The sequence below is a fragment of the Caldimonas mangrovi genome (genome assembly GCF_023721835.1).
Lineage (GTDB): Bacteria > Pseudomonadota > Gammaproteobacteria > Burkholderiales > Burkholderiaceae_C > Caldimonas > Caldimonas mangrovi.
Window position 1 is genome coordinate 36,249 of record NZ_JAMKFE010000017.1, and the last position, 18,590, is coordinate 54,838.

Annotated in this window: 19 protein-coding genes; 9 read left to right on the forward strand and 10 right to left on the reverse strand. The window is 70.6% G+C overall.

The features are described 5' to 3' along the window. Nucleotides 1–14 precede the first annotated feature (14 nt). The 3 genes from M8A51_RS21965 to M8A51_RS21975 are packed head-to-tail and all read left to right on the forward strand — an operon-like array spanning nucleotide 15 to nucleotide 3,930. On the forward strand, nucleotides 15–2,465 hold the full coding sequence (locus M8A51_RS21965; protein WP_251780680.1) for a choice-of-anchor D domain-containing protein: 2,451 nt from the start codon (nucleotides 15–17) through the stop codon (nucleotides 2,463–2,465). Next, complete coding sequence (gene mrtJ, locus M8A51_RS21970; RefSeq protein WP_251780681.1) at nucleotides 2,462–2,884, forward strand: JDVT-CTERM system glutamic-type intramembrane protease MrtJ; 423 nt, start codon at nucleotides 2,462–2,464, stop codon at nucleotides 2,882–2,884. The genes M8A51_RS21965 and mrtJ overlap by 4 nt, the downstream gene beginning before the upstream one ends. A gap of 29 nt (nucleotides 2,885–2,913) precedes the next feature. Beyond that, a complete protein-coding gene (locus M8A51_RS21975; protein WP_251780682.1) occupies nucleotides 2,914–3,930 on the forward strand; it encodes a porin in 1,017 nt (338 codons plus the stop codon). Between the two features lie 24 nt (nucleotides 3,931–3,954). Here M8A51_RS21975 and M8A51_RS21980 read toward each other — a convergent pair whose 3' ends face one another. The 4 genes from M8A51_RS21980 to M8A51_RS21995 all read right to left on the reverse strand — a co-directional run bounded on the left by M8A51_RS21980 (nucleotide 3,955) and on the right by M8A51_RS21995 (nucleotide 8,693). Then, a complete protein-coding gene (locus M8A51_RS21980) occupies nucleotides 3,955–4,401 on the reverse strand; it encodes an SRPBCC family protein (RefSeq protein WP_251780683.1) in 447 nt (148 codons plus the stop codon). Nucleotides 4,402–4,502: 101 nt separating this feature from the next. Further along, a complete protein-coding gene (locus M8A51_RS21985) occupies nucleotides 4,503–6,068 on the reverse strand; it encodes a serine/threonine-protein kinase (RefSeq protein WP_251780684.1) in 1,566 nt (521 codons plus the stop codon). A 378-nt stretch (nucleotides 6,069–6,446) separates the two neighbouring features. Then, nucleotides 6,447–7,379: a porin gene (locus M8A51_RS21990; RefSeq protein ID WP_251780685.1), complete on the reverse strand. Its 933-nt coding sequence runs from the start codon at nucleotides 7,377–7,379 to the stop codon at nucleotides 6,447–6,449. Between the two features lie 438 nt (nucleotides 7,380–7,817). Continuing rightward, nucleotides 7,818–8,693 (reverse strand): endo alpha-1,4 polygalactosaminidase, encoded by an 876-nt coding sequence (locus M8A51_RS21995; RefSeq protein WP_251780686.1) that lies wholly within the window; start codon nucleotides 8,691–8,693, stop codon nucleotides 7,818–7,820. A gap of 152 nt (nucleotides 8,694–8,845) precedes the next feature. Between M8A51_RS21995 and M8A51_RS22000 the strand changes: the two genes are divergently transcribed. From M8A51_RS22000 to M8A51_RS22015, 4 genes are all read left to right on the forward strand, one after another. Next, complete coding sequence (locus tag M8A51_RS22000) at nucleotides 8,846–9,946, forward strand: glutathione S-transferase (RefSeq protein WP_251780687.1); 1,101 nt, start codon at nucleotides 8,846–8,848, stop codon at nucleotides 9,944–9,946. 51 nt (nucleotides 9,947–9,997) lie between these two features. Next, the gene (locus tag M8A51_RS22005) at nucleotides 9,998–10,453 is read left to right on the forward strand and encodes a hypothetical protein (protein ID WP_251780688.1); all 456 of its coding nucleotides are present in this window, start codon (nucleotides 9,998–10,000) and stop codon (nucleotides 10,451–10,453) included. Between the two features lie 13 nt (nucleotides 10,454–10,466). Beyond that, complete coding sequence (locus M8A51_RS22010; protein WP_251780689.1) at nucleotides 10,467–10,961, forward strand: DUF6152 family protein; 495 nt, start codon at nucleotides 10,467–10,469, stop codon at nucleotides 10,959–10,961. 69 nt (nucleotides 10,962–11,030) lie between these two features. Beyond that, on the forward strand, nucleotides 11,031–11,243 hold the full coding sequence (locus M8A51_RS22015) for a SlyX family protein (RefSeq protein ID WP_251780690.1): 213 nt from the start codon (nucleotides 11,031–11,033) through the stop codon (nucleotides 11,241–11,243). Between the two features lie 9 nt (nucleotides 11,244–11,252). Here M8A51_RS22015 and M8A51_RS22020 read toward each other — a convergent pair whose 3' ends face one another. The 6 genes from M8A51_RS22020 to M8A51_RS22045 all read right to left on the reverse strand — a co-directional run bounded on the left by M8A51_RS22020 (nucleotide 11,253) and on the right by M8A51_RS22045 (nucleotide 16,654). Beyond that, nucleotides 11,253–12,881 carry a helicase-related protein gene (locus M8A51_RS22020; RefSeq protein ID WP_251780691.1) on the reverse strand — a complete coding sequence of 543 codons (1,629 nt, stop codon included), beginning with the start codon at nucleotides 12,879–12,881 and terminating at the stop codon, nucleotides 11,253–11,255. A gap of 115 nt (nucleotides 12,882–12,996) precedes the next feature. Continuing rightward, the gene (locus M8A51_RS22025; protein ID WP_251780692.1) at nucleotides 12,997–13,518 is read right to left on the reverse strand and encodes a DUF4286 family protein; all 522 of its coding nucleotides are present in this window, start codon (nucleotides 13,516–13,518) and stop codon (nucleotides 12,997–12,999) included. A gap of 2 nt (nucleotides 13,519–13,520) precedes the next feature. Beyond that, complete coding sequence (locus M8A51_RS22030) at nucleotides 13,521–14,042, reverse strand: carboxymuconolactone decarboxylase family protein (RefSeq protein WP_251780693.1); 522 nt, start codon at nucleotides 14,040–14,042, stop codon at nucleotides 13,521–13,523. Further along, nucleotides 14,039–14,995: a Bug family tripartite tricarboxylate transporter substrate binding protein gene (locus tag M8A51_RS22035; RefSeq protein WP_251780694.1), complete on the reverse strand. Its 957-nt coding sequence runs from the start codon at nucleotides 14,993–14,995 to the stop codon at nucleotides 14,039–14,041. Before M8A51_RS22035 ends, M8A51_RS22030 begins: the two co-directional genes overlap by 4 nt. Nucleotides 14,996–15,020: 25 nt before the next feature. Continuing rightward, complete coding sequence (locus M8A51_RS22040; protein WP_251780695.1) at nucleotides 15,021–15,815, reverse strand: SDR family NAD(P)-dependent oxidoreductase; 795 nt, start codon at nucleotides 15,813–15,815, stop codon at nucleotides 15,021–15,023. Next, nucleotides 15,812–16,654 carry an amidohydrolase family protein gene (locus M8A51_RS22045; protein ID WP_251780696.1) on the reverse strand — a complete coding sequence of 281 codons (843 nt, stop codon included), beginning with the start codon at nucleotides 16,652–16,654 and terminating at the stop codon, nucleotides 15,812–15,814. The genes M8A51_RS22040 and M8A51_RS22045 overlap by 4 nt, the downstream gene beginning before the upstream one ends. Nucleotides 16,655–16,724: 70 nt before the next feature. Here M8A51_RS22045 and M8A51_RS22050 point away from each other — a divergent pair, with 70 nt between their 5' ends. After that, nucleotides 16,725–17,639, forward strand: a complete 915-nt coding sequence (locus tag M8A51_RS22050) for a LysR family transcriptional regulator (protein ID WP_251780697.1) — start codon at nucleotides 16,725–16,727, stop codon at nucleotides 17,637–17,639. Nucleotides 17,640–17,678: 39 nt separating this feature from the next. Continuing rightward, nucleotides 17,679–18,590, forward strand: a complete 912-nt coding sequence (locus M8A51_RS22055) for a fructosamine kinase family protein (RefSeq protein WP_251780698.1) — start codon at nucleotides 17,679–17,681, stop codon at nucleotides 18,588–18,590.

An 18,590-nucleotide genomic window follows, 5' to 3' on the forward strand; every position in this document is an offset into this window, starting at 1 on the left:
AAGAGGGGGAGATCATGAGGGCATCGATCACGGGCCGCCTGCTGGGCCGGGCGGCGCGGGCGTGGCTGGCGGCCGTGGCTTTGGCCGCGGCCGGCGCTGCGCAGGCTCAGCTCAGCTTGCCCAGCGCCAGCACCTACAACAGCGTGTGCGCCAGCTGCCATGGCGGCTCGCTGACGGCCAGCCGCAGCTTCGTCACCAACACTGCCTTTCTCTATGCCGCCGACCGCGCCGCGATGGAGGCGGCTGTGGCCGGCACGTCGATGGCGCCCCAGATCGGCGCGCTCAGCACCGCCGACCTGCAGGCGGCCCAGGTGTTCCTGCGCGCGGTGCGCGAGCTGGTGGTGACCTCGTCGGTGAGCTTTGCCGACACGCTGACGAATGCCACGTCGACCCGCTCGGTGCAGATCGCCAACCTGCGCGAAGAAGCGGCGTCTTTCAGCACCTCGATCGGCGGCGGCAACGCAGCTCCCAACGAGTTCCAGGTCACCGCGTCGACCTGCGGCAGCAGTGTGCCGGCGCAGAGCACCTGCACACTGACCGTGACCTTCGACCCGGCCGCTGCCGGCGCACGCAACGCCACCTTGTCGGTCACCATCGGCGGCACCTACCCGTCGCCGGCCACCGGCGCGGGCAACCCGCGCCAGGTGCCGCTGTCGGGCAACGGCGTGACGCCGGTGCCGGTGTTCCAGGCCAACCCGGCACTGCTGCCGCTGGCGACCGTGGGCACCACGCCGGTCAGCGGCGCGTCGACCATTTCCAACGTCGGCACCGCACCGATGACGCTGTCCAGCCTCGCGCTCACCGACACCACGCATTTCGCCTTCGGGCCGGCCAACACCTGCAGCAACGGCCTGGTGCTGGCGACCTCCGGGTTGGGCCAGTCGTGCACGCTGCAGGTGGTCTACACGCCGCCGGTCGACGGCGACGCGCGGACGGCCCAGGTGCAGATCACCGACAACGCGTCCGGCTCGCCGCACACGGTCAACATCGACGCCACGTCGGCGGCGATCGCCAACCTGGTGCTCGACACCTCGCCGCTGGAGTTCGGCGAGGTCGTGATCCACGAACAGGCCTCGCTGCCCGCGCGGGTGGTCACCAGCACCGGCAACGAGCCGCTGCAGATCAGCAGCGTCAGCGTCACGAACGCGGTGGCCCACGGCTACAGCGTCGTCGAAGACTGCACCACGCGCTCGCCGTTGGCCAACGGCCAGACCTGCTCGGTCACGGTGCGTTTCCAGCCCACGACGGTGGGCGTGAAGCCGCAGCAGACGCTGCAGATCGCATCCAACGCCGTCGGCGGCACGGCGTCGGTGTTCGTGCGCGGCGCTGGGGTGCCGGTGCCGGCGCCCATTGCACAGTTCGACCCGGTGGCACTGGACTTCGGCGCCCAGACGGCGGGCTGGGACTACCCCGCGCGCAGCGTGCGCCTGCGCAACACCGGCAACGCGCCGATGCTGATCACGGCGGTGCGGGTCGAAGGCAGCGGCTACACGCTGGCACAGGCTTCGCCGTGCGGCAGCTCGCTGGCGGCCGGGGCGCACTGCGACATCCCGGTGCGCTTCCATGCGGCCGCCGCAGGCGCCCCCTACACCGGCGCCGTGGTGGTCGAGAACAACGCCGCCGGCGCGCCGCACCAGGCGGCGCTCAGTGGCAGCGGCGTCGCGCAGTCGATGCCGTCGCTGGTGTGGTCACCGGCGGTCGCGTCGCTGGACTTCGGCGATGTGGCGGTGGGCAGCAGCTCCGGCGTGCAGACCGCAGTGCTGCGCAACCAGGGCCCGGGCGACGCCCTGCTGCAGTTGGTCAACGCGATCGGTACCGCCAGCAGCGACTATCTGGTCACGTTGTCGGGCTGTGCGCTCGACGACGTGCTGCTCGAGGGTGCCAGCTGCAATGTGCGGGTGAGCTTCTCGCCCAACGCTGCCGGTGCACGCACGGCCCAGGTACAGGTGGCGTCGAATGGCACCGCTCCTGCGGCGCTGACCTTGGCGGGCACGGGGCTGGCCGGCCCGGCGCCAGGGCTCGAGCTGTCGGCCACGGCGCTTGACTTCGGGCGCAGCGAGGTCGGCTCGCAGTCGACCCCGCGCGAACTCACGCTGCGCAGCGCCGGCTCCGGCACGCTGCAGGTCACCGGCATCGCCATCGACGGGCCGTTCGAGGTGCGCCCGCGCACCTGCTCGCAGTGGCCGTTCTCGCTGACGCCGGGGCAGGAGTGCTCGGTCTCGGTCAGCTTCGTGCCGACCTCCACCGCCACGGGCAGCGGCACGCTGCTGGTCGAGAGCAATGCGCAGCCGGCCGAGGTGAGCCTGAGCGGCCGGCCCGAGGAGGCCTCCGGCGGCTCGGGCGGCGGCTGCTCGATGGCGCGCGGCACGACGCTGCGCGACCCCACCTTGTGGCTGCTGGTCGCACTGGCGGCCGCGGTGCTCGGCTGGCGTCGATGGCAGGCGCAGCGCGCGAGACGGGCATGAGCATCGTCTTCGCCCGCGCGACAACGCAGCGTTCGATGCCGGCGCCCACGGCACGGGCCCTCAGCGGCGGTGCCCTGCTGCTGATGCTGGCCGCCGGTGGCGCCGTGCTGTCGCCGGCCGATGCAACACGCGCGGCCGTGTGGCTGCTGCTGGCTCCGCTGGCCGAAGAGACGGTGTTCCGGGCCGGCCTGCACGAAGAACTGCTGCGGCGTCGCGTGACACCGAGGGTGGCGAACGCGCTGACGGCGGCAGCGTTCGGTGCGGCGCACGCCTGGGCCTGGCAGCACGCCGCCGGGTGGTGGGTGGCGGTGCCGGCGCTGCTGGTCGGCATCGTCTATCAGCGCGACCGACGTCTGGGCCGGTGCATCGCGCTGCACGCCGTGATGAACGCGGTGGCGCTGGCGGCAGCGTTCGCATGAAACACATCGATCCCCGAAGGAGGACAGGCATGAGTCGACAACGCTCGCGAGCATCTGCGGTGGCAGTGCTGCTGGCGGCCTTCGGCGCCCCAGCGGCGCACGCCCAGGCCGACGGCAGCTACTACGGCGTGATCGACTTCTCGTACGGCGAATTCCAGCCGGCCGGCACCGAGCGCGAGCACCGCTTCGCCAGCAACTCGATGACGGCCTCGTTCGCCGGCGTGACCGGCAAGTACACCTTCGAGAACGGCCTGGCGCCCGGCATCACGCTCGAGACCTTTCTGCGGCTCGAAGACCTGAAGACCGGCCGCAACGACGAAGACCCGCTGTTCTCGCGCAACGCCTTCGCGTCGCTCGGCTCGCCCTGGGGGCTGTGGCGTGCCGGGCGGGTGCAGACCCCGCTGTTCGAGACGGTGACCCGCTTCAATGCGCTCGGCAATTCGGTGTTCTTCTCGCCGGCCGTGCGACACATGTTCGCGAGCGGCGGGCTCGACGGCGTGCAGGGCGACTTCTACTGGGACCGCGCCGTCTCGTACACGCTGCCCCGTTTCGAGGAAAGCAGCGCCGCCGGCACGCTGACCTACGCGCGCGGCCCGGGCGATTTGCGCGGCGACTACTGGGGCGTCAACGGCTACTACGCCTTCGGCCTGCTGTCGCTGGCGGCGGCAGCCCAGAAGATAACCGTCGACGACGGCTACCGCGACGGTCTCGACGAAACCGCATGGATGCTGAACGCGTCGTACAGCTTCGGGCTGTTCAAGGCCTTCGGTCAGTTCGGCGGCACCAGCGACCACACGCTGGAGGTGCGCACGCGCACCGGCTCGGCGGGCCTGTCGGTGCCGGTGCGCGACTTCACGCTGCTGGGCCAGGTGGCGCAGACACGCAGCGAAGGCGCGGCGGTCGACCGCAGGCACACGACGTTCAGCGGTGCACTGCTGTGGTCGTACGACAGCGAGACCGAGCTCTACATCGTCGGCATGGAAGACCGCGTGCGTCGGCAGGACAAGGGCCGCTCGGTGGCGGTCGGCGTGCGCACGCGGTTCTGATCCCCCCTGCGCGGCGCTGGCCGGTCAGTCCGGGATCTCCGGGTCGACCAGCCGCGCCAGCTGCACCAGCGATTCCTGCCAGCCGAGGTAGCACATCTCGGCGGGGATGGCCTCGGGGATGCCTTCCTGGACGATGCTCAGCTCGGTCCCGCAGGACACCTTGCGCAGCGTGACGGTCACGCTCATCTGCCCGGGCAGGTTCGGGTCGTCGAAGCTGTCGGTGTAGCGGATCTTCTCGGACGGCACCAGTTCCAGGTACTCGCCGCCGAAGGAGTGGCTGTGGCCGGTGCTGAAGTTGCGGAAGGACATCCGGTGCGTGCCGCCGACCTTGGCCTCCAGGTGGTGGACCTGGCAGGTAAAGCCATACGGAGGCAGCCATTTGGCGACGGCATCGGCCTCGAGGAAAGCGCGATAGACCCGATCGGGGGGGGCGCGCAGGACGCGGTGGAGCTTGACGGTACCGGTGGCCATGGTGGGGGGTCCTTTCATCAGGTTTTTGAGGGATGACAAGCTCACGACGAACCAGCGCCGCCGAAATCGACATCGCGTGTTCCATCCCGGCGCGAGCCGGCTCAACCGCAATCGAGCGACTGCAGTTTCTGGCGCAGCGCGGGGGAGTCCTCGCCCATCGACAAGCGCTGCAGCACTTCGGCGCACGCGGCGGCGTCGGCGGTGGACCGGCCGGCCGGTGCTTCGGCCGCGGGGGCCCGGCTGGGAGCGGCTGGCTTGCGCGCTTCCGGGCGCGGCGCCGGGGCGGCTCTCGGCGCGGCCACCGGGGGCGGCGGTGCGGCGGCCTCTTGTGCGGGGGCGGGTGCTGGAATGGCGGTGGGAGCGGCGGAGACCGGTTCCGCGGCAGGCCGGCTGGCCGGCGCATCGACCTCTGCCGGTGCGGGCGGTACGGTCACCGCCGCGGCGGGTTGGGCCGATGGCGCCGCAGCAGGGGCTGCGGCAGGGGGCTGTGCGGCGGTCGTCCGGGCGCCGGCCTCTTGCGGCCCGCGCGAAGCCGACCACCACCACCCGCCACCCCCGGCTGCCGCCAGTGCCAAGGCGATCGACACCGCCGGCCAGATGCGGCGGTGCGGCGGCTCCGAGGCAGGCATCGCGGAAACAGGGGCGGCGGGCCGTTCGCTGCGAGGGGCCCGGTGTTCGACCACCGTGGCACCGGTGTCCGGTGCGGTGGCTGTCCACGGTGCACTGGCCGGCTGGCTGCGCGGGGCCGGCGCCGCCGCGTGCGAGGCGGTGGCGGGCAGCACCACGGTGCGCTCGTCGGGCGGCGGCGCCGAACTCTTGAGCAGCGCCGAAAACTCGGCCATCGTCTGCGGCCTCGCTTCCGGCATCAGCGCGAGCCCGGCGTCGATGGCGGCCAGAAAACCCGGCGAATATTGCGAGCCGGCCAGGCGGGCGGCCGGCTCCAGGTCGTCGTGCAGCACGCGCGAGACCGATGCGCGAGGCGCCTTGCCGGTGACGGCGCTGTAGAGCACGGCCGCCAGCGCGTAGACGTCGGTCCACGGGCCCTGCTTCATGCCCGGCGTGTCGGCATATTGTTCGAGCGGTGCAAAGCCCGGCTTGAGGATGGCCGTCAGCGCCTGCGTCGCCTGGCCGATGACCTGCCGTGCCGCGCCGAAGTCCAGCAGCAGCGGCCGGCCGTTGGGCAGCAGCAGGATGTTGTCGGGCGCCACGTCGCGGTGGTAGCACTGGCGCTCATGCAAGGTGGCCAGCGCGTCCATCAGCGGGGCCAGGATGCCGAGCAGCCATGCCTGTGACGGATAGGGATGGGCGCGCAGGTAGCTCTTGAGCGTCTCGCCTTCGTAGTACGGCATCACGATGAACGCCGTGCCACGCTCTTCCCAGAAGCGGTAGATCTTCGCCAGCGCCGGGTGCTCGAACTGCGCCAGCAGACGCGCTTCGTTGACGAAACTGCGCCGGCCCAGCTCGAACGCTTCCTCGCATTGTTGCGAGCGCGGCGCGATGGACTGGTCCGGCCGCCGCACCGCCAGGCTGGCCGGCATGTATTCCTTCAACGCGACGCGCCTGCCGAGCTGGGTGTCGGCGGCGAGATAGACCACGCCGAAGCCTCCTTCTCCCAGGATTTCGTTCACCTCGAATTCGGCGATCCGGCTGCCCATCGGCAAGGTCATTGGCGATCCCTCTCGTCGTGGCCTGTGGTCGACACGCCCTCGGCCCTCCATCCTGTTCACAGGCGCCCAGGATCGAAGCATGCCACGCTGCGGGCAGAAATAGCTCTCTTGCCGATCTGCAAGAGACCGGCACGCTGCGGCATCTCGGCAGCCTCCGCGCTCGCGCACGGCTTGTGCCGGCCCAGCGAACACCGCGGATCCGGCTTCGCCGGTCCGCTGGTGTTGCCCCTTCGAGGGGGCCGGCGCAGCCAGTAGGGGGTGGGCCAGAAACAGAAAAAAAACGGCCCCCAGGTGGGGGCCGAAATTCTCACTGGATGGTTTAGCACCCAGGAGACAGTTGCAATCGAAATGACGGGGGCCCTTGCAGGCCCGCGGTCATCAGAAGTTGTGCTTGATACCGAAGTCGACGCCGGTCTTGTCTTCGTCGGCTTCGCTGTCGTTGGCGACGTCGACGTAGACGGTCGTGCGCTTGGACAGCGGGTAGTGGTAGCCGATGCCGAACTTGCTCGACACGTCTTCGTCGGGATCGACGGTTTCCAGCTTGCCGTAGGCCACGCGGAAGTCGCCGCCGCCGATCGGGGCGGTGGCGCCGATCAGGTAGCTGCGGTGCTTGTCGGCGGCGCCGGCGCCTTCGGGCGTGCCCTGGCCGTAAGCCGCGATCAGCTTGGCCATGCCGAAGTCATACGAACCGCTGACGATGTGCCAGGTGTTGTCGTCGACACCGGACTTGCTGTAGCCGTAGCCGGCCCACACCGGACCCGCGGCGTAGCTGACGTTCACGCTGTAGAAGGCCTTGTTGTCGTTGCCGGCCACTTCGTCGATGGAGACCTGGGCTTGCGCCTTCAGGCCGCTGAAGTCGGGCGTCGAGTAGGTGATGGAGTTGGGCTGGCGTGCCGGCAGGATGCCGCCGAACAGGATGGGTTCCATCTTCGCCACGGTGTCGCCGCCCCAGGGGTCGGTCTTGTTGGCGATGTTGCGGGCCGGCACGTATTCGCGGCCGAGCAGCACTTCACCGAAGCCGCCTTGCAGACCGACCACCGAACGGCCGGCCCAGAAGGTGTCGTTGGCGACGCCGGTGTCAGCCTTGAAGCGGTGCTCGATATTGAACACCGCCTTCAGGCCGCCGCCCAGGTCTTCGGCGCCGCGCACGCCCAGACGGCTGCCGGAACCTTCTTGCATCACGAAGTGGTCTTCGCCGATGTTGCGAGCCAGGCCCAGGTCCACACGGCCGTACAGCGTGACGTTGGACTGCGCTTGTGCAGCGCCGGACAGCGCGCCGAGCGCGGCCATGGCAATGAGCGTCTTTTTCATGACTTCAACCTCAGGGGTTATGTTGATGAGTCGGCACCGGGTGCCGAGCCCTTGCTCTTTTTGAAGCGGTAGGCGTGCGCGAGTGGACCATGCGTGCATGACACTTCTAGGTGGAATCCCCCTGGTCAAGTTTGGCTGTATCTGCGACGCCACAGCCTGTGCAGTGCGCGCGGCAGATGTGGGCCACCCGCCGCAAAGCCAGCACTGGTGCGGCTTTGCGCGGGGTGCATGTGCTGTTGCGACACGTCGAAAACAGCGTCGTTGCAAAGCCCGCAAAGAGCCATTCCGAAAATCGCAACGATGCTGCGCGTGCGAAAAACGCGCCTCGTTCTCAGCTGGTTTTAGGCTGCGCCTCGCGTCATCGAAGCAATGCGCAACGCGTCGATGCGCACGCGGCTCGACGCCGCTGCCGCCAGCGTGAACGATGCGCCGTCGACGTTACGGCGTTGCGTCGCAGCTGTGACGGAACGACCCGTCGAGCGCGAGCGGCAGCACCAGCGTGCGCAGGTCGGCGGCACGTGCGGCCGTGCACAACGCGTCGCGCGCGCCGCCGGTGTTGTCGCGATACACCGCCAGGTATTCGGCGTTGAAGACCGGCTTGCCGTTGGACGTGAACACGGCATAGCTGCCGCACTCGTCGTACTCGTGGCACTGTTCGTTGACGGCGAAGTCGAAGTGCGGCTCGAGCGCAGCCAACTGGGCGATGTCGTTCTTCAGGCCGATCGCAAGGCCGCGTTGGTGGGCCTGCTCGGCGAGGTAGCGATTGAAGTCGAGCTGGTCCTGTGCGGTGAACGCAAAGCCGGTCGCGTGCGTGTAGCCCTCGACGTTGTCGGGCTCGACGCCGTCGCAACCCTTGGTCTTCGCCAGCTCCAGGCGATCGCTCATGATGCGGCGCACATTGCTCGACCGCACGTCGAGCCACCGCTCGCCGGGCCACTCGTCGAGCGGGTTGCCTTGATCCGCGGCCTCGAACTGTGCGTGGTCGTCGCGCCAGTCTTCGGAGCTGCCGGCGGAGAAGTAGCACACCACCTTGCGTCCCGCGGACTGCAGCCCGGCGATGGCGGCTGCCGAGGTTTCGAACAGGTCGACGTCGTACATCGCGACGTCGTGCGCGGTCTGCAGCGTGCCGGTCAGCTGCCACTGCCAGGTCGTGTCGACGGCGGGCCGCCACCAGACGCCGGCCGGCGGCTCGGGGTGGCTGTTGCCGCCCCCGCCTCCGCCTCCGCACGACGCCAGCGCGGTGGCGACGAGCCACGCCGTGGTCACGCGGGTGCAGCGTCGAAAGAACGGTCCTTGCCAGGTCGGCAGCTTCATGGTCGGCCCTCTGTCCTGTGGTCGGCGGGCAGTCTACGCGCAGCGGTGCGGGCGGCGAAACCGGCCGTGCCGGCCGCCATGTCATGCACAGGACAGCGTGCACCGCGCGCAGCAGCGACGATGCGGCCTGTCGCCCTGCAAAGCCCTCCGACATGACGAACCGCTACACGCTCTACGGTGCCGAGATCAGCTACTTCACCGGCAAGGTGCGCGCCTATCTGCGCTGGAAGGGGCTGCCGCACGACGAGGTGCCGGCCGATGCGCAGGTCTATCGCGAGGTCATCCTGCCGCGCGTGGGCTTTCCGGTCATCCCGGTCGTCGTGACGCCCGCCGGCGAAACGCTGCAGGACAGCACCGACATCATCGATGCGCTGGAGCACCGGCACCCGGGGCCTCCGGTGTACCCGCCCGGCCCCGTGCAACACCTGGCGTCACTGCTGCTGGAACTCTATGGCGACGAGTGGCTGGTGATCCCGGCCATGCATTACCGCTGGCACCACAACCGCGAATGGGCGATGCAGGGCTTCGGCGAACTCAATGCGCCGGCGGCCGCACCCGACGAGCAGCGCCGCATCGGCGCGAAGCTGGCGCAACCGTTCGCACAGGCGGCGGTGCTGCTGGGCGCCGAGCCGTCGATGCATGCAGCGGTCGAGGCCTCGTACGAAGCGCTGCTCGGCGAGCTGGACCGGCACTTCGCACGGCACTCCCATCTGCTGGGGACAGGCCCGTCGATCGGCGACTTCGGCCTGGTCGGGCCGCTCTATGCCCACCAGTACCGCGACCCGGCCAGCGGCGAGCTGATGAAGCGGCTGGCGCCCCGGGTGGCGCGCTGGGTGGAATGCATGCAAAGGCCCGGGCCGCCGCCGCCGGCGAGCGGCGCGTTCCTGCCCGGCGACGAGATTCCGGACACGCTGCTGCCGGTGCTGCGCCGCATGATGCGCGAGCAGATGCCGGTGCTGGAAGATTCGGCACGCCGTGTCGCTGCGCGCATGGCGGGGCACCCCGGCGAGCCGCTGCCGCGCACGCTCGGCATGCACGCTTTCGAACTCGAAGGGTGCCAAGGGCAGCGCATCGTGCGGCCCTACAGCCTGTGGATGCTGCAGCGTGCGCGCGACGCCTATCGCGCGCTGGCACCCGCCGACCGCGGCCGTGCCGACGCCTTGCTGGCCCGCATCGGCGGCGAGCGCTTCGCCCATTTCGACGATCCGCCGCGGCTGCGGCGCGACGGGCTGAGCGTCGCCCCCGCGGCGTGAATTCGCGGTCGCGGGCGCCGGGGTCGCGCGGTTTTGCTACCGTTCACCTCCATGTCCACTGCATTGCAGCGTTTGGCCGAGTTCGACGGGCTGTCGTGGGTCGCCGCGCACCCTGATGCCTACCCGGCGCTCGAGGTGGTGCACATCGTCGGCATCGCGCTGCTGCTCGGCAGCCTGGTGGTCTTCGAGTTGCGTGTCTGGGGCTTTGCGAGCGAGCTGCCGACGGCGGCGCTTGCGCGGCTGTCGCTGCGTCTCAGCGTGGCCGGCTTTCTGCTCGCCGCCGCCAGCGGCCTGCTGATGTTCGCGAGCCAGCCCGGCGAGCTGCTGGCCAACCGGGCCTTTGTCTGGAAGATCGGCCTGCTGGCGTTCGCCGGGCTCAACGCGGCGATGTTCCACCTGCGTGGCGGGGTGCACCGGGCCGATGCGCTGGCGCGGGCGCAGACCGTGCTGTCGCTGGGGATATGGCTCGCTGTCATCATCTGCGGGCGTTGGATGGCCTACCTCTGAAGAGGAGTTTGCGATGACGACCTGCCCAGTCTCACGACGGCGCGTGCTCGCCGCCGGCAGCGCTGCGTTGTGGCCCTGGTGGGCCGGCTCGGCCCGCGCGCACCACGGCTGGAGCAGCTTCGACCAGACCCGCCCGCTCTATCTCGAGGGCCGGGCCGCCACCGTGCAATGGCGCAACCCCCACGTCGAACTGGTGCTCGAGCTGGCTGGCGACCTGCAGCTGCCGGCCGACCTGAAGCAGCGCGTGCTGCCGCGACAGACCGCCCCGGTCGACGGCCCGGCATTGCTGGCCGCCGCGCAGCTGCCGACCCGCCGCGACAAGCGCTGGACCATCGAGCTGGCGCCGCTGACGCGGGTGCAGGCCTGGCAGGTGCCCGAGATCCAGCCTGGCACGCCGCTGGCCGTGCTGGGCTTCGGCTTCGACGGCGAAAAGGGCGAGCCGGTGCTCCGCGCAGAGTACGTGTTCGTCGGCGGCAAGGCCTATGGCATGCGTTCGTCGCCCGCCTGACCGGGCTGCCGGAGCGAGCCCGGCGCCGAGACGAAAACCCGCGCCCGAAACTCGCGTCCAATAGCGGCCATGGAAGACCGCATCGAACAGCGCCTGATCGACCTCGAGATCAAGGCCAGCTATGCCGAGGACATGATCGACCGGCTCAACGAGGTGGTGGTGCGCCAGCAGGCGCAGCTCGAGACGCTGGCACGCGAGCTGACCGGCCTGCGCCAGCGCACGCAGGACAGCACCGGGGCGGCGCCGCGCAGCCTGCGCGAGGAGCTGCCGCCGCACTATTGAACCGGTGCTTCAGTTGCGCCTGCCGCGGCGCACCTGCCACAGCGGCCGCCGGCTCTTGAGCTGGCGTTCGATGCCGCGGTTCAGTTCGTCGCGCAGCGCGGTGACCGACTCGACGTGCCCGTACACGCCTTCGAAGCGCAGGTCCAGCCACAGCCACAGCGAACACAGCCGCAGGGCCTGTTCCATGCGGTCGAGGCGGCTCTGGCCGTCGACTTCGTACAGGAAGCCCGGCTCGCCTGCCGTGCCGTTGCGGGCATGGTGGGCGGCCCAGGCCAGGTAGTGGTCGAGCTGGTAGCCGGCGTCCGGATCGACCGGCGCCTGCGCATAGACGAAGCGCTCGCGCAGCGTCAGCGTGCCGGCGATGCGGTCGAGGTGGTCGGCGATCTGCAGCATGTTCTCCAGCTCGGCAACCTCGAAGTGCTGGTTGTCGAGCTCGAGCTGCTCCATGAACACGCCCAGCACGTCGCGCAGGCGCTGGCGTCCCAGCCGCTCGGCGATGGTCTGCACATGCCATGCGGTGGGTGCGACGCGCGCCTTGAAACCGGCGGGCGCCGTGGGCTGGCGCTGCAGCAGGTGCTGCAGCACGCGCAGCGAGCTGCCGTCGGCTTCGCGCAGCACGCCGGCAAAGCCTTCCTCGTGCAGCCCGAAGCGGCCGGCGCGGCCCGCGATCTGGTGCACTTCGCTCTCGGTCAGGTCGCGGTCGGCGACGCCGTCGAACTTGTTGACGGTGCTGAACAGCACGCGCCGGATCGGCAGGTTCAGGCCCATGCCGATCGCGTCGGTGGCCACCAGCACGTGCGACTCGCCGCTGGCGAAGCGCTCGGCCTCGCCGCGTCGCACCTCGGGCGGCAGCGCGCCGTAGATCACGCTGACCGGGTGGCCGTTCTCGGCGATGCGGTCGCGCAGCATCAGCACGTCGCGCCGGCTGAAGGCCACCACGGCGTCGCCCTTTTTCAGCGACGCCAGCGGCACCGGCGTCTTCAGCAGCTGCACATGCTGCTTGCGCTCGAAGTGGCGCACCTCGGCGGTCTCGCCGCACACCTCCAGCAGGCGCTGGATGGCGTCGACCGCATAGGCCGAGCAGATCACGATCAGCTCGCAGGCCGGCACGCCGACGATGGCTTGCGTCCAGGCCCAGCCGCGATCGGGGTCGAACAGCATCTGCGCTTCGTCGATCACCGCGACGTCGACCATCTCGCGCGTGTTGGCCATCTCGACGGTGCTGGACACCGCCCGCGCACCCGGGGACGGCACGTGCTCCTCGCCGGTCAGCAGCGAGCACGGCACGCCGCGCGCTTCGAGCCGGTCGCGGCCTTCGAGCGCGAGCAGCCGCAGCGGTGCGAGATAGGCACCCGATTCCGTTTGCGCCAGCCGCTCGAAGGCGGCGTGCGTCTTGCCGCTGTTCGGCGGGCCGACGAACAGGGTCACGCGGCGGCCCAGGCGGCGCGCGGTGGCAAAGCTGTCCGGGTAGCCGTGGAACGCGAGCTCGGTGTTGAGACTGTCGAGGTGCGCCAGTTCGGCGGCGCGGCGGTTCCGGCGTTGCACGGCCCGGTGTTCTTCGGTGTCGGCCTGGGCCGGCACGCGTCGGATGGAGGCGGAGGCGGGGTCTCGGGGGAGCAGCAGGGAGGGTGTCTTCATCACGGGGCGCTTCGTGGGCGCCGCTACTTCGTCAAACGCTGACAACTGGGGGCGCGTGCCTCGAAATCAAGACCGGGGCACGCCGTGCAGCATAACCGCCGATGGCGACGGTGCCCTATTCCAGCGCGACCCGCTCGAACATCGTCCTGCGCGTGTGACGAAATGCCGGGCGTACGCGGCTGCTCCATGCCGTGCCGCGCACGGCCAGCCAGTCCGGGCTGCCGAAGGTGGCGCGGTCGGCCAGGTCGTAGCAGGCGTAGTAGCGGGGCGATGCGGTGTCGCAGCGGTAGCGCGCGGCGTGCACGGTGCCCGGCACCGCGGCCAGCCCCGGCAGGTGTTCGGTGTCGTACCAGTCGTTGAAGTCGGCTTCCTGCTCCGGCAGCACGTCGGTCTCGACGACGTAGTGGTAGCGCGCGTCGCCGCCCGCCGCCGCGCCGCGCAGGTGCAGCAGCGGGTGCAGCGGCAGCCAGCCGGCACCCGGTGAGGCGGTGTCGTGCAGATAGGCGTGGCCGAGGTCGGCGTCGAGGGCGCGGCACAGAACGGCGTCGGCTCGGCCCTGCAGCGCTGCCGTCATGGCCTCGCCGGCCGTGCTCCAGGTGAACTTGAGCAGCCACAGCGGCGGGGGCGCACTCGACATGCTCAATGCTCCACCTTCAGTGCCACCAGCAGGCGCGAGACCATGTTGTAGGCCGCCACGGTGGCCACCAGTTCGACCAGGCGCTGTGCATCGAAATGCGCCTGCAATTGCGCGAACAGGGCGTCGGGCACCTCGACGTCGCGCGTCATCGCGTCGGTCAGTTCGAGCGCCAGGCGCTCGAGCGGGCTGTAGACGGCCGAGAGGCCGGGCTCGCGCACCGCCGCGATCTTGTCGGCGCCCAGGCCGGCCCGCTCGGCATGCGGCACGTGCGCGTCGAACTCGAAGCCGGCGCGGTTGAGCACGGCCACCCGCAGGATCATCAGTTCGCGCAGGTCGGCCGGCACGCCGGTCTGGTTGCGCACGGCGGTCAGCAGGCGTTCCCAGCCGGCCGCGACCGGCGGGCTGTTCAACAGCACCTGGTACAGCAGCGAGACGCGGCCGCGCTCGGCGAGGATGCGTGCCTCGGTGTCGGCCAGTTCGGCCCGGGTGCCGGGCTGCACGAGGGGAACACGCACGCTCATCATTCGGCCTTGATGTTCTTGGCCTTGATCAGCGCGGCCCACTTCTCGGTGTCACGCCGCAGCAGCCTGGCCAGCTCCTGGGGCGTGGACGGTGCCGGCTCGGCGCCGGTGTTGAGCAGCTTGTCCTTCAGCCCCGGGTCGTTCAGCGCACGACGCACCGCCTGGTTCAGGCTGGCGATGGTGGCGGGCGGCGTCCTGGCCGGCGCGAACAGCGCATACCAGTTGTTGGTGTCGACGCCGGGGATGCCCTGCTCGGCCAGCGTCTTCACGTCGGGCAGCGCCGGGTGCCGCTGGGTCGACGCCAGGCCGATGGCCTTGAGCTTGCCGCCCCGCACATGCCCGATCAGGCCTGGGATGTCGCCGAAGAAGCCCTGCACCTGTCCCCCCATCAGGTCGGTGATGGCGGGGGCGGCGCCGCGGTAGGGGATGTGCGTGATCTTCGCGCCGGTCGCGTCGACGAGCTGCTCGATCGCGAAGTGCGGGATGCTGCCGATGCCGGACGAGCCCATGGCGTAAGGCTCTGCCGCCCGCTTGCTGCCGGCGACGAACGCGGCGGCGTCCTGGGCCGGGTCCTTGGCATTGACGACCAGCAGCTCGACGTTGTTGACCACCAGCGACACCGGGGTGAAGTCGCGCTGCATGTCGTAGGCGAGCTTGCCGTACAGCGACGGGTTGATCGCGGCCGCGCCGACACTGGTGATCCACAAGGTGCTGCCGTCCGGCGTCGAGCGCGCCACTTCGGCCGCCCCGAGTGCGCCGTTGGCGCCGCCCTTGTTCTCGACCACCACCGTGTGCCCGAGCTCCTTGCCGAGCTGCTCGGCCAGCGCGCGGGCGACGAAGTCGACCGGCCCGCCCGGCGGGAAGGACACGACGATGCGGGTGGTCTGCGCCTGTGCCGAGGCGGCCGTGCAGGCGGCCAGGCCCAGCGCGGCGATCCAGGTGCGGCGATTGATCATGGTTGTCTCCTGTCGTAGATGGGGGTCAGTCGCAGCGTGCGGTCATGCCGCCGTCGACGACCAGTTCGGTGCCGGTGATGAAACGGGCCTCGTCGCTGGCGAGGAACAGCACTGCGCTCGCGGTGTCGCGCCCGTCGCCCATGAAGCCGAGCGGGATGCGCCGCTGCCGTTGTGCAAGCAGCGCGTCGACGTCGCCGCCGGTGCGTTGTTTCGCCAGCCGCGCCTCGACCATCGGCGTGTGCAGCTGCCCGGGCACCACGCAGTTGACGCGCACGCCGTGCGGTGCGTGCTGCACCGCCACCACGCGCGACAAATGGATCACGCCGGCCTTGGTGGCCGCATAGGCCACCTGCGCGCTGCCGGTCCAGCGCAGCCCGGAGGTCGACGCGACGTTGACGATCGCGCCCGAGCGCTGCGCCAGCAGGGTCGGCAGCACGTGCTTGCAGGTCAGGAACACGCTCTTGAGATTGACGTCGACCTGCGTGTCCCACACCTCTTCGCTCATTTCGACCGGGCCCCCCGGCGCCGAGCCGCCGACGTTGTTGACCAGCACGTCGATGCGGCCGTAGGCCTCGAGACACGCCGCGGCCATCGCCGCGACGCCGTCGCTGCTGGTCACGTCGCAGCTGAAGCTGCGGATCGACGTGCGGGCCTCGCCGGCGCGCGCCAGCGTTTCTTCCAGCCGCGCCGGCTCGCGGTCGACCGCCAGCACGCGGGCGCCTTCCTGCGCCAGCCGCACCGCCACCGCGCGGCCATTGCCCCAGCCTTCGCCGACGCAGCCGGCGCCGGTGACGATGGCCACCTTGTCCTTGAATCTCATACCGCAGGCTCCTCGAAGCGGTACAGCTGCTGCGGGTTGTCGACCAGCAGGCGTTGCCGCGCGTGTTCGTCCGGTGCAATCTGCGCGATCAGCGCGACCAACTGCGCCTCGTCGGGCACCGGGCCGGCGTGGTTGGGGTGCGGCCAATCGTTGCCCCACAGCACGCGGTCGCCGAACTCACGCACCAGCGTCCGGGCGAACGGCAAGGCGTCGGCATACGGCGGGCCGGCGCGGCTGATGCGGTCGATGCCGCTGACCTTGACCCAGAAGCGCTGGTCTTCCATCAGCGCCAGCAGGGCACGAAAGGCAGGCTGGTCCGGGCCCAGGCCGGCATCGATGCGGCCGATGTGGTCGATCACCACGGGCACCGGCGAACGCCGCAGTGCGGGGCCCAGCTCGGTGAGCATCGACGGTGCGCCGTGCAGCTGCAGGTGCCAGCCGAGCGGGCCCAGCCGCGCGCCGAGCGCCAGCACATCGTCGATGGGCGTCGCGCGGCCGAGGTGACCCATGTAGTTGAAGCGCACGCCGCGCAAGCCGGCCGCGTCGAGCCGGCGCAACTCGGCATCGGACACCTCGGTCGGCAGCAGCGCGACGCCGCGGTAGCGGCCCGGGCGCCCGGCCAACGCATCTTCGGTGGCCGCGTTGTCGAAGCCGTGGCAGGCCGATTGCACGACCACGCAGCGCTGCAGCCCGAGGCGGTCGTTCAGCGCATACAGCGTCTCCTTGGGGGCATCTTCCGCGGGCACGAAGCTGGCCTCGGCGGCGTAGGGAAACCGGTCGCGCGGCCCGAACACATGGCAGTGGGCATTGCAGGCGCCGGCAGGCAGGGTGAACGTCATGTGCAGATTCTGGGCAGCGCAGCGCCAGAGCGTAAGGGCATGGTGCCTATAGCAGCTATGCTTGCCGGCTATGGACCTGAGGCAGTTGCAGTACTTCGCCAGCATCGTCGACGCCGGCAGCTTCAGCCGTGCGGCGGCGGCGCTGAACCTCGCGCAGCCGTCGCTGAGCCGTCAGGTCGCCTTGCTGGAGGCCGACCTGGGCCAGCGGCTGCTGACACGCACCGGCCGCGGCGTCACGCCGACCGAGGCGGGCGAGGCGCTGCTGGTGCACGCCCGCGCGATGCTCGACATCGCACAGCGGGCGCGCGACGAGTTGCGCGAGCTGCATGCCAGTCCCGGTGGGCGTGTGGTCGTGGGCTTGCCGCCGCGCGTGGCCTCGCGCGTCAGCGCCCCGCTGGTGCAGCGCTTCAGGGCGCAGTTTCCGCGGGCCGTGATCACGGTGTCCGAGGGCCTGAGCCTGCACCTGCGCGAATGGCTGGTCGCCGGCCGACTGGACCTGGCGCTGCTGTTCGATCCGCCGGCGTCACCGCAACTCGACTACCGGGTGCTGACGCACGACCCGCTGGTGCTGGTGGCACCCCCAGGGCACCCGAGGCTGCCCGCCCGCGTGGGGCTGGCGGCGCTGTCGAACTATCCGCTGGTGCTGCCCAGCGCGCCCAACGCGATCCGCAGCCTGGTCGACGCGGCATTGCGGCCGCGGCGTGTCGAGTTGCAGGTGGTGGCCGAGGTGGGGGCGGTGCAGACGGTGCTGTCGCTGGTGGCGCAAGGTGTCGGCTGCACCCTCCTGCCCGAGACGGCGGTGCAACTGGCCGACGGCCGGCCGGCACTGCAATGCGCACGCATCGGCCCGCCGGTGATCCGCAACAGCCTGGTGCTTGCGGTGCCGCGCGCCCGGCCGGCCACGCGGCTGACGCGAGAGACCGCGCAACTGCTGTGCGAGCTGGATTTCGGCGGAACCCGTGCGCGTGGCGGCCAACCGCGGTAGTCTGGGCCGCTGTCGTCTGCAACCGCGAAAGCAAGCGCGATGAACGACTCCGAGACCCTGGCCCGGTCACTGACGCGCCGCTTCGGTGGCCGGTGGTCCGCACAGCCCTTGCGCGCCAGCAGCTTCTGCTCGACGTGGCACGCGCGCGGTCGCGGCATGGACGCGTTCGTGAAGTCGCTGCCGATGTCGTCGGCGCCGGTGCTCGAAGCCGAGGCGGACGGGCTCGACGCGCTGGCGGCCACTCGCACGGTCGCAGTGCCGGCGGTGCACGGCTGCTGGTGCGACGAAGAGGCCGGACTCGCCGTGCTGGCGATGCAGTGGATGACGCTGCGCCTGCCCGACGCGGGCTTCGGTGAACGCTTCGGGCGGGCGCTCGGTGCCTTGCACCGGGCCCTGCCGCCCGCAGGGGGCGGATGTTTCGGATGGCATCGTGACAACATGCTCGGCGGCACACCGCAGCGCAACCGGTGGAGCGCGCACGGTGGTCGCAACGGCTGGATCGCCTTCGTGGCGCACGAGCGGCTCGGCGCCCTGAACGCGCGGCTGGCCCATCGCGGCGCACCGGCCGCACTGCGGGCCGCGGTCGACCAGGTGATCGCGGCCCTGCCCGGCTGCTTCGACGACGGCTACGCGCCGCGCGCCAGCCTGGTCCACGGCGACCTGTGGTCCGGCAACTGGGCCATGCTGACCGACGGCACGCCGGTGGTCTACGACCCGGCCGTTTCGTGCTCGGACGCCGAGGCGGAACTCGCGATGATGGAGCTGTTCGGCGGCCCGCCATCGGGCTTCTGGCAGGCCTACCGGCAGGCCGCAGGCCTGCACGAGGGCTACCCCCGCCGGCGCGCGCTGTACCAGCTCTACCACCTGCTCAATCACGTGCTGCTGTTCGGCGGCTCGTACGAACAGCAGGCGTTGGCGTGTGCGCACCGGCTGCTGAAGGGCAGCGGTTGA